The sequence below is a fragment of the Providencia sp. PROV252 genome (genome assembly GCF_033676005.1).
In the GTDB taxonomy this organism is placed as follows: Bacteria; Pseudomonadota; Gammaproteobacteria; order Enterobacterales; family Enterobacteriaceae; genus Providencia; species Providencia vermicola.
Genome location: NZ_CP096294.1, coordinates 2,405,204 through 2,418,248 on the forward strand (window position 1 = coordinate 2,405,204; position 13,045 = coordinate 2,418,248).

Here is a 13,045-nt window from a genome sequence, read left to right on the forward strand (position 1 = left end):
CCCGTTAGGTTACTGACCAAGTAGCGTTTTACCGCTGGTGGATGCTGAACTAGTCGCACCCTGCGCACCGGTTAACAATGTTGACTTACGTCCAGCGGCAGCACGGCGGCGGCGTTGTTCTTCATCACGAGAACCTACTACAGCTTCGTCCTGTTCTTGCGGCGCTGCTTGCACTGGTGGCGGGGTTTTAATCTTTGGGGTACCACCTAGGATATTTCCGCACATATAACACCTCAATAAAATAAACAATAATATACTTTATGATTTATTGTATATCTTATTTGACAAATATAAAACCAAGATATACATTTTGGTTATCTGTCGTTGTTAAGATATTCCTTTGCCCGTTATCAAGTGACTTTCCTTTGCTTACATTTGCCCTCGCTGTGAGGGCTTTTTTTTTCCTGTTAGTTAGGCATATGGGTCGTAATCAGCATCACTAACAACGTGACTTCCCTGACTAGATATAGAAATGTTATTGCGTTCTTTTTTGGTGACTGGGTAAGCAAATGTTAGCGCTAGCGCATCACCTTTACCAGGTGAGCGTCCAATACGCTTTTTGATATCATCCTTTGATTCTAATAGTATTTTACCGCTTAATTCTACCTTGTACTCTGGGGTTGATAAATCTTCGGCTACTTCTTGATCATCAATAGCCCCACCTATTTTGAGCCATGACTTAACATTATTGTACATCTCACCACGTTTATTCCGCATTTGCGGGTCAGTCGATGCGCCATTGAATTGCACGAGCTGCCAATTTCGCCCCCAATTCATACCAACAGATTGAATTCCAGTACCGTAACCAAAGTCGATATGAACAGCATCAGCACCGTACTGATCCTCAAAGTCAGCAATACGCTTAGCCATAATCACATCATCAATAGTTTTACTACCGGTCCATAGGCATTTACTGTGTAACCCTTGGCGCAAATAAATAACCGCATCATCATCACCTGAATATGCGGGGTCAACGCCGATGATAATTGGTGCATGTGATACTTCGGCCTGTGTTACTGTGCGCTTCATAGCGGCATCAGTTAATCCAGTAGGTATGAATTGCTTTTCAGATGTAGATGGGAAAATACCGCGAACACGAACCTTAACAAAGTCATCATCAACACCGTAGTCTTGAATCCATTTATCAATTTGCTCTTTGTTAGTGCCTTCAACCGTACGGCTATCAATCTGCTTAGTTTTCCAGCGGTGTTTAAACTTACGGAAACACTCACGGAAACGCCCTGTGTTACGGGTTGGGTTACCAAATGCTATCCAGATGATTTCTGTATTTTCATCCGTCAAAGCACCCTCAGCAACCTCCCACACCAGATCCGCAATGTTTGAAGCCTCATCAAAAATCAGAATGATGCGCTTGCCTTGGTTATGTAACCCTGCGAATGCCTCTGTGTTGTTCTCTGACCACGGCACAGCATCAGCACGCCAAGCATTAGCATGGTTAGGATCATTGGAATAAATAGCGGTTTTGGTACAAGTAAACCAGTCCTTGGTGATAGATAGGCGCTGCCACTTCGCAATTTCTGGCCATGTTTTAGTGCGTAGCTGATTTTCGGTGTTGGCAGTAACAACAACCTTGCAATCTTCGCATGTGTCCATGCCCCACTTGATAAGCATTGATATACAGGCGCTCTTCCCAATACCGTGGCCTGACGCCACAGATATCAATAGTGGCTGAAATCGTGCTTCAGGATTGCGTAGATGCGCCCCTATATCATTCAATGTATCAGCTTGCCATTGACGAGGCCCACTAGCATTTTCCAGTTCGGTGCCAGCTTCACCCCAAGGAAATGCGTAGAGCGCATAGCTTAACGGGTCATGCGTAAACATGCCGATATCGTTAATTAGCTGCTCTTCTGGTGATAGGGTATCAATCATTGCTCACCACCAGCGGCACGCTTACGGGCTGCTGCCAACTTATCAGCAAGGGAAATAGTTACATCGACCTGATAGCGCTCACGGAATGCGTTAACGTCTACGTGCTTACCGACCATTTCAAGCACACGCAGCTTATCTAACAGCTTCACTTTCTTAACGGTAACCTTTTCATCAATGACGGCTATTTCGAATGCATTAATACTTTTTCGCCATACTGCAGGCCAATCTTTAATTGGCTTGATATCGCCAGTATTAGTGAGTATGTCGGCAATATCAGCATCAAGCATATTAACCAATCGCTCTAACACGCTATCTGCGTCTAGCTTCTTGCGCTTATTACGCTGCTGCATAAGCTGTGCGATACGGTCAATGATGCGAGGGTCTTTCATGAGCTGGGACGCACGCTTACAGGCGCTACCTGCGGCATAGCCTGCCGCTAAAGCTGCATCAGTTTGATTATCAGGGGCTTTGATATATTCCTGACAGAAACGCTCCATCTGAGCGTTAAGCGGTGTAGGTTTTCTGGCTGGTGTCTTACGTGGTTTCTTTGTGGTCATAATCATCACCTCTACGGTTATTATGACCAACTAAAAGATAACATTCAAACCTTATAGGGATTTTGAACTAGTCGGTTAAACCGACAGGTTGGAATTGTCGTTATGTGAATTCCCATAACGGAACAATATCAATTGATTGGCAAAACCGCGTCAACCAAATTTCTATTTTGATGGCAATTTGTCAACCACAGTTAATTGTAGCTCATGCCACCCTTTAGTATTCCAGCATTCAGCGGCACCAGACAGGCAGCAATTAGCAACTGGTAGCTGCTCCCCACACTTACCACAGCACCGCTTTGATAACTCCGCAATCTCACGCTTTAGCCGTGCATCATCGTTACGTATGAGCATTTGAATGTATTCCGATTCGTCGTACGGTTCGCGCCCTGGTCTACGCAATGCACAATTACGCTTAATCATTTCGTGTTCTTCGGATTCCACCTGCCACTGCGGAGTAACCAAGCCAGCTTCGCGCTGGCGTTTACGTTGCGCTGCTTTGCGCTCTGCTGGTGATTTAGCCATTAGACCAGTGCCCCCATAAATTCACCTTGAATAATACTCTCACCATCATCAAGCAGCATTAATTCGCTTTCAGCAAAAACACTAACCCCGCTGAACTGACTACCTAAATAAATAGACACATCGCCACTTACCAGCCACTGACGCGTTGCCGTTGCGTTATCGCAGCGATATTCAGAACCATCAGGAGCCATAAAGTATTCACCATCATATAGCCTTCTGGTTAGCGTTACGCATCTTCCTATTTCTGATGGATTAAGTGACGATATCACCAACGCCAATTTTCCAGCCTCATATCTAGCCATTGAATAACATCCCCACAGCTACGGCGAACACACACCAGAACACGACGAATAATAAGTAAGTTTTTAACATTGTTAGCACTCCAACTCGTAAATAGGTCTGTATTCACTGCAACATCTATCTAAGCAGCCGTCATAATCATATGGGTTGTGTTGCCAGCTAATTTTTCCGCAGCATGGGCAATTCCATCGTGTTTTGCCGCTATTCCCTTTGCGCCTACGTTGTTTTTTAAGCCATTCAGGAACGCGCAATCCTTTGCTTTGCACCATTGAGCGAGCATTGAAGTTAGTTAATCGGAATGTTCGTCTTTTCTGTGCATCAGCAATATCGAACGGTAGCCAGACAATGTTATCCATCGTTAAATCTGGAATGGTAAATCGCTTAGCTATTGAAAAGTTTGTTGATGGATATCCGCGGTCATTCAGCCAGTAAACATCATTACCATCCCAATCACCTTTCACGTATCCAACGTAGTAATTGCATTTGCTTTCAATTATGGTTTCGTTTGGTATGTACTGACAATCAACGTGATATTCAGCAAGTGATAGAACGCTTTCAGTGCATACAGGCTGGTCGATACTTCTTCCGTGTTCCCACGCCTTTTGCGCCTCTTCCAGAGTGTATACGTGAGCCTTATCGATATCAGTTGCATAGCCGTTGCCGTCCTTGCAGTGGAACGATGCATTTGAACCAACCGTGTCGCGTGTGCATATCATATAAAATCTATTGTTCATATTTACCTCGCGTGACATGTCACGATTGTTTGTTTAGTTGAATTAACGGAATATCGAAACCGATGTGATTACCGCCCGTTAGCTGCTCAAACTCTTTCTTAACCGCGCTAATTACCTCGCCTTCGCTATCCATGAATGCCACAGGCTTTTGTTGAGTAAATGCAAGGTTTTCACGAACAACATCATCAAGGTAAGTGCAAATTGCATACACTTCTTGAGATGAGATATTTTCAGACGATACAGAGCCGTCAAGAATGTCGTAGCACAGCCTAATTGCGTCGATAGTTGCCATGATTACAATCTCATCGGCATGATCATCACAGTAACACGCTCATCATGTGGATTTTTAACCTCGCACACCACAGCATCAGTGGCTGATTTAACTCTGATTTCATACGCTGGCATGCGTGGATTAACGAACTTAGCTACCTTTTCCAACTTGGATAAATAGCCAGAGTTTAGGCACAGAACAGACGGTAATTTTTCATCTTTTTTAGCGGTGGATTCGATAAGGTGATTAATGTTTGGGTAGCGACCATCGATAACGCTACACAGCGCAACACCAACAACAAAACCAGACTCTGAATGAAGTTTTACAATCTCTTCCTCTGTGTCGAATACAGCGTATTCAAAGCTCTTGGTAGGCAACTTACCAACAGACAAAATCACCTGGTCAGTAATTTCATTGTCATGATGACCATAAGCAAGCATATGCCCGTTAGCTCCTGCCACCTTCCCATCGGGTAGAAAACAAATGCCATTGATGTAATAACGCACATCACGAACAGCCATACATTCCATGACAGCAAGCAACGTTCCACGATTAACTTTCAGTTTCATAATTAATTACCTTATTCATTTCTAATTAAGTAATTTCAATCACTTATTTACCCACTGGTAACAAGTTCATGAATTGTCGATTTTTCTGGTAACCTTACCCTTATCATTCCAGTGGCTCCCCACACCTTAGAAACTCGTCCATCCCAGATACGCGAATCATCGTCAAAGATGGCGTCCAGTAAGGCTTTTTCGAGGTTGTCCTTGTCTGGTTTTTGCTGGTGGGGCTTACCGTCCATTTCAGCCTGTTTTTTCTTGCTCCATGACTTGGGCATAGGCATAACAAAAATCACGTGGTAATCGCTTTCAGGCAGGTTAATACCTCTTGCTCTCACCTCGTCGCAGAACGCCCTATAACGCATTACCGCTGGTCGCTTCTGCCATTTGTCACGCTGAGTCATTCGTGGCTTAGGTACGGGCACAACTGGATATTCAAGGGTTTTCATACAGCCAAGCCTCGCTTGATACGCTTCGCCCTAGGCTTCGCCCTAGGCTTCGCCAGTAATTCATTAAACATGAGGTGCAAGCGCGCTGGCTCACCTGTTTGGCACCATGGCCCATACTCAGGAACCACAACAGGAACAACTGGTTTCTTGGGCTTGCTTGGCTTACTAGCCCTTACCTTGTGGCGCTGACCGCTGTTTGCTTGTCTTGTCAATCCCGCTTCGTAGTTGTCATTCAGCTTGTAGCCAAACGCTCTTACTCCGTCTTCTTCAACGGTTACCAACGAAATAACATCAAAGTATTCAAGTTGCCCTAATGCGAACTTAACGGTGTTGTACGAAGCCTTAACGCCGTTACCCTCAAAGTAAGCTCGTAGGCCTTTAATCGACATGCTCTTGCCTGATTTGAGTACCTCAATCACTCTATCCTGAAATAACATAACCATTACCTCGAATTCGATTAACCCACGCGGTTAATATAAACAATTTGTTTATCTTTTCAACCATAAAAAATCAGTAAGAATTGATTTTCTTACCACCATTTAAAACGCTCTGTAACGCTCTACATTTGATTTTCACATTCAACCTATGGGATTTATCATCCTGTATATCAAAAGTGCCTGTATGTTAATCCTGCTAACGATTTTGATAACCTTTGAATCTTATTGTGTCCGTTGTTTACCTTTTTCAATTATATCCATCCACGCAGGACGAGGTTTTGATTTATCAGCAAGCCTTAGGGTGGGCTTTGGTATTTTTCCACCAGCGGCTACCTTCTCAGACCATTCAAGTAATGATTTTTTCAATGCCTTTTCGACTTCTGGCTCGGTCATGCGGAGATCAATCATCTTTCTGCGAGTATCAGTAAATATCCAATACTGAACATGATGTCTGTATGGGTACATTTCAGCGCTGTCATACATGCCACGATCACGGCAATAGCGTTTCCAGTCAGTAAGCATCACATCAAATGAGATACCAAACGGATTGCACTTGGCTGCTTCATCAGCTAACGCGACAATCACGTCTGATAACTCTGGTGGCCATGGATTGCCATTCATGCAGCGGTCGATACAGAATTTAAACAATCCGTCCAGTTGCTGGTCACTCAATGCTCTTAGCGCTTGTTTCCACATCAATGACGGTTCCGCTCCATTCTTGTTGGTCCATTTGTCCCCATACAGCTCCGTCAGTTTGAGCCAAAGAGTCGAGATATTCCTGTCCGTGCTTTGCCCTGATTGCGTGTTCGACTTTCTGAACTGCTCTCGATTTCCCCGCAGCTGGATCAAATTTGAATTCACCTGCCCCATTTTTCACCACCTTTTCATTTTTCAATCGACTGCGTTTCAGACCGTTAGCAAGGGCTAGTTCCCATTGCTCGTGTGTTTTGGCTTTTCCCTCTGCCCCCCAGTAAGTTATAAACTCGGCTAGCTCATGAGGCTGTAACGGCTCTTTGAGTATCGTTCCCCAGTACGCGGCCTTTTGCGTAAAATCCTGATCAGGCTCCCAGCCGTGATACATCACAAATTTATCATTCACACCAAAACCACCAGCTGGAACACGACCATTCAAGATAGAATTATTGGCATTCGGATCAGATTGAAAATTATCCTCGCGCGTATTAGAGAGAGGATCTTTTATATCTCTATTCTTATCTTTATCTTGTTGTGACACATCGTGACATTTCGTGACATCTTCGTGACATGCATTTTTATTTCGCTCTTCCTCTCTTTGAACTCTTTCTCTTTCGCGTTGCTCTCTTTTTCGCTGAGCTGCTGATTTTGCTCCTGTTTCTGCGTTTCCTAAGTCTTCCTTTTTTGGCTGGCGGCTCTCCCAACCAGTAATTTTTGAGCCATCTAAAACACGCCCCTGCATGGCATTTAAAACAGCTTCAATCTGTTCATTTTCAACATCCAGGGCACTTGCTAAATCTTCAATCGTGACTGTCACGTGACCGCGTTGTGACACATCGTGACATTTCGTGACATTCTGTGACGCATCAACAAGAAGATGAATGTAAACAGCCTGAACTAATGCAATTGGCTGCTTTGAAGCCCTTGAAATTGTTCTCCATTTAGGATCGTTAGGCATGTCATGCCAGAGCCTAAGCCATTTATATGTAGACATAGGCCACCTCTACGCCGTAGCGTTATCACTAATTCCGTCTATTTCAATTGATGCAAGGCAGCTAGTATTGATTAGCTCACAGTAGGTCGTGTTTTCTGAATAGTTGAGTTGATGCCACAGTTTTAACATCGCTACTTCTTCATCTGTTTCAGGCTCAATAATAATTGTGGCGTTTTCATTAATACGTGCTTTCATGCCTGTACCCCCATTTCTCTTGCCTGCTTTAGTAGCTTGCTTATCTCTTTGCGATAAGCCGCTGAGTTAATTGCTGAGCATTCAACACAAACACCATTGCTAGTGAATCGTTCTGAATCGTGCCCATGCCTGCATGGTTTTCCCGTATAAAAACGACTAAGGCCATTCGTAACGGCCTCCTTTCTAGTGATAATCTTCATTGATACCTCTTTATCTATGATTAATTAGCAGTAAGATTATACGCTACAGAAAAAATAAACAACCATTTAAACGTTATTGTTTATCCATCTAATCAAAAAAAGACCGCTTTCGCGGCCTAGTGTGATTTACTTCATAAATTTGTCTGCTATTTGATCTAGCGTTAGCTCTATTCCGAATGTATTAAGAGCCTTCTGCAACCTCTTAGCTGTCTGTAATGATACGCTACGACTGCAATAGCGCAGATGGATAGAAACATACTGAACGGTCAAATTTGCGCTGTCTGCAAATTGCTGGCGCTCATGCTTAGATAGACCATTCCAGAATGTTTTGAAGTTAAAATCTTTCATATCAACCACCATAAAGATAAACCGATGCACAATTTCAAATCATGATAACCAAATCGGTAATTTACCTAAAGGGTTAATTTGATATTTAATAGATAAACAGAATAAACAATATCGAACAAAATAAACGCAAGGGAAAAATACAGTGAAAAGCATTCAGGATATCAGAAGAGACAATCTTGTCTTTGTGATAGAAAAGCATTACGAAGGGAAACAGAAGAGCCTAGCGGCAGCGCTTGGTTGTGCTCCTAATGTTATTTCTCGTTATTTAATGTCCTCAGACATGAAAAGCCACCGTTCGCTTAGCGATCCTATTGCCAGAAAGATTGAGCACCTTACCAAGCTGCCTAAGTATTACATGGACAAGGATCACTTAAATGTGCCCGCTGAACAAATTGCGGATGAGTTAGCACGCCAGCCTACCGACATTGGCCGCATACTTGGTGATAACATCACTACGTATATGATGATTGACGGTTTCAAATCACAGGCCCAGCTGTCAGTTAAGTCAGGGTTAGGCCAAGCAACTGTAAACCGTATTATCAAGAATGAGTCCAGTGCTACCGTCGATAGCGTTGCGGCAATTGCCGATGCACTAGGTAGGAAACCGTACGAACTACTCATGTCTAAAGATGATGAAGACGTTTTACACTACGACCATAAAAAGTTTGCGGCATTGCCCGACAATGAAAAAGAAAAGATACAAGACTTTATTGAGTTTATCATTGCCAAAAACGAAAAGTAAAACAAAGCATTACATTTATAGCCAGCCTCGAGCTGGCTTTTTTATTCACACAAAAGATAAACAATTTGGTTATTTTATTGTTTTTAACAGTTGACAACTGTCGTTTATGGTTTATTCTTTATCTCACATTAACCCGCAAGGTTAACGCTCTTTAACAATCGAGAATGGCTATCACACTCCTAAATTCTGTGAGCCGCAGAATGTCTTAGCTAACCCGTAGATTCGGAATGCAAGATTTGGACAGTGACAATATTAATCAATCTAGCTGTTTTAGCTGGATTTTTTTCACACCACAAACATAAACAATTTGTTTATTAATAGGTGATTGAAATGATGTTTTTTATCGAAAATGGTTTTCATGTATTCATCGTACGTGGGAACAAGAAAGCATTTATCAGTTTTAAAGAAGGCATCGTATGGGCCTTTACTACCTGTGTAGCAATTCAAACCGACAAGGAATTATCTAATGAGCAATCAAGAACAAGAGCAATTTGAACAACGCAAGCTAAGCAACATTGTTAGCGCAATCTTAATGGCCAATGACATTAACACGCCTGAAAATATTGATAAGCTAACAAACCACTTGAACAAAGCAGCCACCAGCGAAGAGTTTGAACCGTTCGAAAAGGTAGCTTTTGAGTTAAGCATTACTACTACCTCAACGCCAAAGCTGATGTTTCTACATGATAACGACATTATCAACGCTTACATTCATGTCATTAAGAACCCTGATAAATTCCGTTCTAATATTGACCGCAAGAAATACTTCCAGTCTTTGGTTTCACCTGATAAAGAGGAAGTAATCGAACCTGCTAAACCTGATGTGATTACTCACGCCAGTGAAGATAAACAAATTGGTAATGTTGAGCCAGAAGTTATGCAAGAATGTTCCTTGCATTTGGTACCGCCATACTTTGAACCTGGGCGTTATACCGATGTTTCAAATGATGATTACCATTCATCAAACGGTATTAGTAGCACGATGTTGAAAGATGGCCGTATCAGCTTGATGTACTTCGAACGCCGTCACATCAGTAAAGTTATCCAGCGTGAGCGCTCAGAGGCCTTAGACTTCGGTAGCTTATTTCACACCTTAGTTTTAGAACCTGAAAAAGTTGAAGATGAATTTAGCCTAGCGCCTACTATTCCTGCTGGTGCGTTTACTAATACGGACTCAATTAAAACATTCATTCGTGAATATAACGCTGACAAGCCAAAAGCAGAGCAGCTTAAATTAACAGGCAAGAAAGAAGAGTTAGCTGCCTCCGTTAAAGCCGTTAAGCCTGACGCAGTTTTTGAAGATGATTTAATCAGCGCATGGCAAGCGGATGAATCGCGAATTCGTATAACAGGTGATCAGTACCGCTTAGGTAAAGCGATGCAGCAAGCTGTATTTGACCATCCAGAGGCTGGAAAACTGGTAACCAATCCTAACCGTGCAGTTGAAGTTAGTTATTACGGTATCGACGATGACACAGGCTTAGAAGTTCGCGTACGTCCTGACTTAGAGATCCAGTATGACGAAAACCTAAGAGTTGGTTTTGACCTTAAATCAGCTTCATTAGGACGATATAAGCAGGATGCTATCACCGCAATGATACGCAAAGAAATCATTAACCGTGATTACCATGTCAGCGCTGCAATGTACTGCGATATTGCCATGCTAGACCAGTTCTTCTGGATATTCGTTAACAAAGACGAAGATTACCACTGGGTTGCAATCGTCGAAGCTTCACCAGAGTTATTAGAGCTAGGCAGATTAGAGTACAAAAAGACGCTACGCGATATCAATAACTCAATGAATACTGGCGTATGGCCTGCCCCTGTCACAGAAACACTCACAATTAATCTTACTGACCTTGAAACACGCAAGTTAGAAGAACTTCAATTAGAAGCTTAATCCATTCTAGCGCCCTGCTTACTGCGTGGCGCTTATCAATTTAGAGGTAATCATCATGTCAGAAATCGCTTTAAGTAATCAACCGCAAACCAGTGTCATGAATAACATGTCACTCCTTTTTAATACGGAAGCAATGAATTGTGTTATCCGTGTTGCTGATTTAATGGCATCTGGTACTGCGACGGTACCTAAACATTTACAGGGAAAACCAGCCGATTGCTTAGCTATCACAATGCAAGCGTCTCGCTGGGGAATGGACCCATTTGTAGTAGGCCAAAAAACACATTTAATTAACGGCACGCTTGGTTATGAAGCTCAGTTGGTCAATGCGGTGATCACAAGCTCAAACGTTGTTACAGGTCGTTTCCATTACGAATACGGCGGTGACTGGGAAAAGATTGTAGGCAAAAAAGAAAATCGTGACGAATCAGGTTTATATATTCGTGTTGGTGCAGTTCTCAGAGGTGAAACGGAAATTACGTACGGTGAACCAGTTTACTTAGCCGATGTTCAAACGCGTAACTCACCGCTATGGAAAACCATGCCTAAGCAACAAATTGCTTACTTGGCTGTTAAATACTGGTCTCGCCTCTATTGCCCTGAGGTGATCATGGGGGTTTATACGCCAGATGAACTTGAAGAGCGCACCATCAAAGATGTTACTCCACCAAAAGAGCGTGTAAGCCTCAATGAAATTACTCAGCAAAATGAGCCTGAGCAGCATCACGAAGCCACCAGCGGCGATAACGATGTAATCACAGGTGAAATTGTTGATGATGGTTTTAACCCTGAATTACTGCGCCAATCAATTACTGTTGCTTCTACACTGGATGAAGTTAAAGAAATTCGATTACAAATTGATGAGCTTAAATCATCACTTGGTACCGCACTGTTCACAGAGTTGAAAAATAAAGCGGTTCAGGCCTATCACCGCATCGATGCAAATAACAACCTTGAAGCCCAAATTAACAGCCTGCCTGCAGGTGGATCACCAGAAGCTAAAGCAGCTTTCGATAAGGTTGTTCAATTCCTTAACGCCAACAAACGCAAGCTTGGAGATGAGTTGTTCGATTCATTCAGCCTGACGTTGAACGACATGAAAGACGAATACCAATAATAAACTTGTGGTGGGGTTCGCCCCACCTTAGGGGAAATTATGAATTTAGAATCATTAAAATTAGAAATTATTGGCATAGAAGAAATCGGTACCATTGGGAAAGTTATTTCTTCTGACTTAGTTAAAAAATTAACTGGCTTGGGTAGAACGGCATTAGATAGCCGCGATAAAGAAGGTATTCTAAGAAAAATCTATCTAGCCCCGCGCAAGCATGTTTACTTATTGGATGAGGTAAACGCTTATTTAGATGACTGCATCACCAATCCAACCATGTACAAAGAAGACGAAGAAAACATAAAGCAAGCCAGACAAGCACCTGGTGCTAAAAAGGCCAAGCAATGACCCTTCCCTATGTGATTTAACCAAAGGATATAACCATGAAAACTTTACATGGTCGCTGTATTCGTCGCTGGAAGCTACGATTTAAAGATGTTTGCGATTCGAAGATTTCACCATACTGGCGTAAACGAGATTTGAAAGGGTTTTGGCGTGATATTGCCATTGTCGCTGCTGATTCAATGATTCAGGAACTAGCAGAGAGTAATGCTAAATTTGATTTTAATGGGTATCGGCATGGCTGGTCTCCTGAGTTTTCATCTTTTTTCACCAAGAACCGAGAAAAGTATATTACTGAAGCTCGGCTATTTCTCAATGAAGAGACAACAAACGATGAAATAGACGATTTAATTATAGAATTCGCATCTAATTGGAATTAGGGAATATTTGCAAGGATGCAAACAGGAGATAGATATGACTATTGAACAGTTACAAGAAGAAAACACAAAGTTAAAACAAGCCATCACTGATATATACCGCAACTGTGAAGAATGTGAATTTGATGGAAGCGGTACTTATTATGCAATAGAGCAAGGCCACGTTAATGATGCGTATGAGCTAGTAAACCCAACGTAATAATTTAACTCGCAGGGATGCAATAAGAGGAATGAATATGAGTAAGCAGATGGTTTTAGTTGCAAGGACAAATAAGGTTGGCTCTGATTCTGAAACTGGTTTAGGAATGACCGAGGCTGAATGGAACCAATTAACTGAATCTGAGCAAGGTGTAATTATTAGCGATGCAATAGAGTCGCTTATTGATTACTGGGTACAACCTGAAGATTAAAGGTGGA

The 13,045-nt window shown here is 42.5% G+C and carries 22 protein-coding genes; 7 read left to right on the top strand and 15 right to left on the bottom strand.

Annotated elements, in window-relative coordinates; translation table 11 throughout:
- Positions 1-9: 9 nt before the first annotated feature.
- The 15 genes from M1F05_RS11065 to M1F05_RS11135 form a co-directional block, all read right to left on the bottom strand.
- Positions 10-225 carry a hypothetical protein gene (locus tag M1F05_RS11065; RefSeq protein WP_206086606.1) on the bottom strand — a complete coding sequence of 72 codons (216 nt, stop codon included), beginning with the start codon at positions 223-225 and terminating at the stop codon, positions 10-12.
- Positions 226-411: 186 nt separating this feature from the next.
- Positions 412-1,893: a terminase gene (locus M1F05_RS11070; protein WP_206086605.1), complete on the bottom strand. Its 1,482-nt coding sequence runs from the start codon at positions 1,891-1,893 to the stop codon at positions 412-414.
- Positions 1,890-2,450 (bottom strand): terminase small subunit, encoded by a 561-nt coding sequence (locus M1F05_RS11075; RefSeq protein WP_318825846.1) that lies wholly within the window; start codon positions 2,448-2,450, stop codon positions 1,890-1,892. Before M1F05_RS11075 ends, M1F05_RS11070 begins: the two co-directional genes overlap by 4 nt.
- A 162-nt stretch (positions 2,451-2,612) precedes the next feature.
- Positions 2,613-2,972 carry a hypothetical protein gene (locus M1F05_RS11080; protein ID WP_206086603.1) on the bottom strand — a complete coding sequence of 120 codons (360 nt, stop codon included), beginning with the start codon at positions 2,970-2,972 and terminating at the stop codon, positions 2,613-2,615.
- The gene (locus M1F05_RS11085) at positions 2,972-3,274 is read right to left on the bottom strand and encodes a hypothetical protein (RefSeq protein ID WP_206086602.1); all 303 of its coding nucleotides are present in this window, start codon (positions 3,272-3,274) and stop codon (positions 2,972-2,974) included. Before M1F05_RS11085 ends, M1F05_RS11080 begins: the two co-directional genes overlap by 1 nt.
- 72 nt (positions 3,275-3,346) lie before the next feature.
- Complete coding sequence (locus tag M1F05_RS11090; protein ID WP_206086601.1) at positions 3,347-4,006, bottom strand: hypothetical protein; 660 nt, start codon at positions 4,004-4,006, stop codon at positions 3,347-3,349.
- A 19-nt stretch (positions 4,007-4,025) separates the two neighbouring features.
- A complete protein-coding gene (locus M1F05_RS11095) occupies positions 4,026-4,298 on the bottom strand; it encodes a hypothetical protein (protein WP_206086600.1) in 273 nt (90 codons plus the stop codon).
- A gap of 2 nt (positions 4,299-4,300) precedes the next feature.
- Positions 4,301-4,846, bottom strand: a complete 546-nt coding sequence (locus M1F05_RS11100; protein WP_206086599.1) for a hypothetical protein — start codon at positions 4,844-4,846, stop codon at positions 4,301-4,303.
- Positions 4,847-4,893: 47 nt separating this feature from the next.
- Positions 4,894-5,289 (bottom strand): RusA family crossover junction endodeoxyribonuclease, encoded by a 396-nt coding sequence (locus M1F05_RS11105; protein WP_206086598.1) that lies wholly within the window; start codon positions 5,287-5,289, stop codon positions 4,894-4,896.
- Positions 5,286-5,726, bottom strand: coding sequence for a hypothetical protein (locus tag M1F05_RS11110; RefSeq protein ID WP_241016908.1), 441 nt, complete (start codon positions 5,724-5,726; stop codon positions 5,286-5,288). The genes M1F05_RS11105 and M1F05_RS11110 overlap by 4 nt, the downstream gene beginning before the upstream one ends.
- A gap of 222 nt (positions 5,727-5,948) precedes the next feature.
- Positions 5,949-6,422: a replication protein P gene (locus M1F05_RS11115; protein ID WP_206086596.1), complete on the bottom strand. Its 474-nt coding sequence runs from the start codon at positions 6,420-6,422 to the stop codon at positions 5,949-5,951.
- Positions 6,391-7,413, bottom strand: coding sequence for a DnaT-like ssDNA-binding domain-containing protein (locus tag M1F05_RS11120; RefSeq protein WP_241016907.1), 1,023 nt, complete (start codon positions 7,411-7,413; stop codon positions 6,391-6,393). The genes M1F05_RS11115 and M1F05_RS11120 overlap by 32 nt, the downstream gene beginning before the upstream one ends.
- A 9-nt stretch (positions 7,414-7,422) precedes the next feature.
- Positions 7,423-7,608, bottom strand: coding sequence for a hypothetical protein (locus M1F05_RS11125; protein ID WP_144141184.1), 186 nt, complete (start codon positions 7,606-7,608; stop codon positions 7,423-7,425).
- Positions 7,605-7,808, bottom strand: coding sequence for a hypothetical protein (locus M1F05_RS11130; RefSeq protein WP_144141182.1), 204 nt, complete (start codon positions 7,806-7,808; stop codon positions 7,605-7,607). The genes M1F05_RS11125 and M1F05_RS11130 overlap by 4 nt, the downstream gene beginning before the upstream one ends.
- 126 nt (positions 7,809-7,934) lie before the next feature.
- Positions 7,935-8,156 (bottom strand): hypothetical protein, encoded by a 222-nt coding sequence (locus M1F05_RS11135; RefSeq protein ID WP_241016906.1) that lies wholly within the window; start codon positions 8,154-8,156, stop codon positions 7,935-7,937.
- Positions 8,157-8,436: 280 nt separating this feature from the next.
- Between M1F05_RS11135 and M1F05_RS11140 the strand changes: the two genes are divergently transcribed.
- The 7 genes from M1F05_RS11140 (at position 8,437) to M1F05_RS11170 (ending at position 13,038) form a co-directional block, all read left to right on the top strand.
- Positions 8,437-8,898, top strand: coding sequence for a helix-turn-helix domain-containing protein (locus tag M1F05_RS11140; protein WP_272516250.1), 462 nt, complete (start codon positions 8,437-8,439; stop codon positions 8,896-8,898).
- Positions 8,899-9,364: 466 nt separating this feature from the next.
- Complete coding sequence (locus M1F05_RS11145; protein ID WP_206086593.1) at positions 9,365-10,798, top strand: PD-(D/E)XK nuclease-like domain-containing protein; 1,434 nt, start codon at positions 9,365-9,367, stop codon at positions 10,796-10,798.
- A 55-nt stretch (positions 10,799-10,853) separates the two neighbouring features.
- A complete protein-coding gene (locus M1F05_RS11150) occupies positions 10,854-11,915 on the top strand; it encodes a RecT family recombinase (protein WP_206086592.1) in 1,062 nt (353 codons plus the stop codon).
- 39 nt (positions 11,916-11,954) lie between these two features.
- Positions 11,955-12,257, top strand: coding sequence for a hypothetical protein (locus M1F05_RS11155; protein ID WP_206086591.1), 303 nt, complete (start codon positions 11,955-11,957; stop codon positions 12,255-12,257).
- Between the two features lie 35 nt (positions 12,258-12,292).
- Positions 12,293-12,631 (top strand): hypothetical protein, encoded by a 339-nt coding sequence (locus tag M1F05_RS11160; RefSeq protein WP_206086590.1) that lies wholly within the window; start codon positions 12,293-12,295, stop codon positions 12,629-12,631.
- Positions 12,632-12,665: 34 nt separating this feature from the next.
- A complete protein-coding gene (locus M1F05_RS11165; protein WP_206086589.1) occupies positions 12,666-12,827 on the top strand; it encodes a hook protein in 162 nt (53 codons plus the stop codon).
- Between the two features lie 37 nt (positions 12,828-12,864).
- Entirely contained in the window at positions 12,865-13,038 is a 174-nt protein-coding gene (locus tag M1F05_RS11170; RefSeq protein ID WP_181489727.1) for a hypothetical protein, read from the top strand.
- Positions 13,039-13,045: the final 7 nt, after the last annotated feature.

Coding starts and splice junctions, on each gene's coding strand:
- M1F05_RS11145 (WP_206086593.1), top strand. CDS start 9,365: ATGAGCAATCAAGAACAAGAGCAATTTGAACAACGCAAGCTAAGCAAC.
- M1F05_RS11140 (WP_272516250.1), top strand. CDS start 8,437: ATGAAAAGCCACCGTTCGCTTAGCGATCCTATTGCCAGAAAGATTGAG.
- M1F05_RS11115 (WP_206086596.1), bottom strand. CDS start 6,422: ATGTGGAAACAAGCGCTAAGAGCATTGAGTGACCAGCAACTGGACGGA.
- M1F05_RS11160 (WP_206086590.1), top strand. CDS start 12,293: ATGAAAACTTTACATGGTCGCTGTATTCGTCGCTGGAAGCTACGATTT.
- M1F05_RS11085 (WP_206086602.1), bottom strand. CDS start 3,274: ATGGCTAGATATGAGGCTGGAAAATTGGCGTTGGTGATATCGTCACTT.
- M1F05_RS11070 (WP_206086605.1), bottom strand. CDS start 1,893: ATGATTGATACCCTATCACCAGAAGAGCAGCTAATTAACGATATCGGC.
- M1F05_RS11095 (WP_206086600.1), bottom strand. CDS start 4,298: ATGGCAACTATCGACGCAATTAGGCTGTGCTACGACATTCTTGACGGC.
- M1F05_RS11105 (WP_206086598.1), bottom strand. CDS start 5,289: ATGAAAACCCTTGAATATCCAGTTGTGCCCGTACCTAAGCCACGAATG.
- M1F05_RS11065 (WP_206086606.1), bottom strand. CDS start 225: ATGTGCGGAAATATCCTAGGTGGTACCCCAAAGATTAAAACCCCGCCA.
- M1F05_RS11100 (WP_206086599.1), bottom strand. CDS start 4,846: ATGAAACTGAAAGTTAATCGTGGAACGTTGCTTGCTGTCATGGAATGT.
- M1F05_RS11165 (WP_206086589.1), top strand. CDS start 12,666: ATGACTATTGAACAGTTACAAGAAGAAAACACAAAGTTAAAACAAGCC.
- M1F05_RS11130 (WP_144141182.1), bottom strand. CDS start 7,808: ATGAAGATTATCACTAGAAAGGAGGCCGTTACGAATGGCCTTAGTCGT.
- M1F05_RS11120 (WP_241016907.1), bottom strand. CDS start 7,413: ATGTCTACATATAAATGGCTTAGGCTCTGGCATGACATGCCTAACGAT.
- M1F05_RS11080 (WP_206086603.1), bottom strand. CDS start 2,972: ATGGCTAAATCACCAGCAGAGCGCAAAGCAGCGCAACGTAAACGCCAG.
- M1F05_RS11155 (WP_206086591.1), top strand. CDS start 11,955: ATGAATTTAGAATCATTAAAATTAGAAATTATTGGCATAGAAGAAATC.
- M1F05_RS11075 (WP_318825846.1), bottom strand. CDS start 2,450: ATGACCACAAAGAAACCACGTAAGACACCAGCCAGAAAACCTACACCG.
- M1F05_RS11135 (WP_241016906.1), bottom strand. CDS start 8,156: ATGAAAGATTTTAACTTCAAAACATTCTGGAATGGTCTATCTAAGCAT.
- M1F05_RS11110 (WP_241016908.1), bottom strand. CDS start 5,726: ATGTTATTTCAGGATAGAGTGATTGAGGTACTCAAATCAGGCAAGAGC.
- M1F05_RS11125 (WP_144141184.1), bottom strand. CDS start 7,608: ATGAAAGCACGTATTAATGAAAACGCCACAATTATTATTGAGCCTGAA.
- M1F05_RS11170 (WP_181489727.1), top strand. CDS start 12,865: ATGAGTAAGCAGATGGTTTTAGTTGCAAGGACAAATAAGGTTGGCTCT.
- M1F05_RS11150 (WP_206086592.1), top strand. CDS start 10,854: ATGTCAGAAATCGCTTTAAGTAATCAACCGCAAACCAGTGTCATGAAT.
- M1F05_RS11090 (WP_206086601.1), bottom strand. CDS start 4,006: ATGAACAATAGATTTTATATGATATGCACACGCGACACGGTTGGTTCA.